General features: G+C 75.3%; 1 protein-coding gene. It reads right to left on the reverse strand.

Annotation, left to right across the window (positions count from 1 at the left end):
- Positions 1 to 83 precede the first annotated feature (83 nt).
- Entirely contained in the window at positions 84 to 1,466 is a 1,383-nt protein-coding gene (locus CYJ76_RS10740; protein ID WP_101850078.1) for an MFS transporter, read from the reverse strand.
- Between the last annotated feature and the right edge of the window lie 88 nt (positions 1,467 to 1,554).

Raw genomic sequence — 1,554 nt, forward strand, 5'->3', positions numbered from 1 at the left:
CGCCCCAGGGCCCCACGCCCACCTCGCGCTCCCCGGGGTCGGTCGCGGCATCGGGGCGGGTGGGGCGCGCGTCGGTCACGCGGTCATCCTGCCGCAGCGGGTGCGGGCCCCGCGGCGACGGCCCCCTGCTCCTCCTCCCGCAGCCGCCGGGCGATGCCGGGCAGGCGCCACCCGGTCACCACCAGCGAGAGCAGCGAGGCGGCACCCAGCACGAGGAAGGCGGTGCGCGGGTCCACCAGGCCACCGATGACGGCACCGATGGACAGGGCGCACACGGTGCCCAGCTTGAGCAGCCCGCTGAACGCGGCCATCACCGCACCACGGCGCTCGTCGGGCGTGCTCGTGACCACCACGGTGACGGCGCTGGCCACGACGAGGGCCTGCATCACGCCCAGGGCCACCTGGCCGGCCACGTAGAACCCGAAGTGGGGGGCCACACCGATGCCCAGCAGGGCCACACCACCGGTCACGAGCCCGGCCACGAGCGTCCACACGCGCCGGGAGGGGGCCAGGATCCGCGCGGTGACCGCCGCCCCGGCCACACCGCCCACGGCGGCGAAGGCCTCGCTCATGCCGTACTGGGCCTCGGAGGCCCCCAGCGGCCCCCGCACCAGGAACACCTCGATGACGTTGGACGCGCCCTGGAAGATCATGAAGCAGAACATCACCAGCACCACGGTGCCGGCCGCCGGCACCGAGCGCACCGCGGCGATGCTGCGGGAGAGCTGGCCGAAGGGCGTCTTGCGCCAGAACCGCGCCCACGGCCCGGCCTCCTGCGCCGCACGCTGCGCGGCCTCTCGGGCCTCGGCCAGCAGCGGGTCGTCCGGTCCCCCACGGCGGGTGGCCACGGTGACCGCCGGCACCATGACCAGGGCCACGAGCGCCGCGGTCACCAGCAGGGCCCCCACCGGGGACCACCAGCCCACGAGCACACCGCCCACCCCGGCACCCAGCGGGCCGGCCACGCTGCTCACGCCCTGCTGCCAGGAGGCCACGGCGCCCACCCGGTCCACCCCCACCACGCGGGGCACCAGCGCGTCCCACACGGGCTGGTTGAAGGTGGAGCCCACCTGGTAGAGGAAGGCCAGGGCCACCACGAGGGGCAGGGCCACCGGGCCGGAGGTGAGGGCCACCGCCGCGGCCACGCCCAGCGCGCCGAGCACCTGCACGGCCACGCCCGCCACGAGGATGCGGCGCGAGTCGTGCTGGTCGGCCACGTCGCCGGCCGTGCCCATGAAGAACAGGGCCGGGAGCGCCACCGCCACCATCACCGCGGCCATGGCCCCCGAGCCCTGGCCGGAGGCCTGGACCCACAGCATCAGCACCACCATGAGCATGCGCGAGGCGGCCACCACGAGCCCGCGGCCGGCGATCACCCGGGGGACATCGCGCACCCGCCAGATGCTCTCGTCCGCCAGTGGTGACGGCTCGGCCTCGGGCGCGGTCCGGTGCAGCGTGGCAGGCATGCTGCGACCCTAGGTGTTCTCGGTCAGGAGGTTGGTAGCAGCAGGACGGGCTTGAACGTGGGAGAACCTCCGGCTGGGATGTGGCTTG

It is taken from the genome of Kytococcus schroeteri, from assembly GCF_002847825.1.
GTDB classification, from domain to species: domain Bacteria; phylum Actinomycetota; class Actinomycetes; order Actinomycetales; family Dermatophilaceae; genus Kytococcus; species Kytococcus schroeteri.

Bases quoted from the DNA above. Each gene is read 5' to 3' on its own strand.
- CYJ76_RS10740 (WP_101850078.1), bottom strand. From the start codon at position 1,466: ATGCCTGCCACGCTGCACCGGACCGCGCCCGAGGCCGAGCCGTCACCA.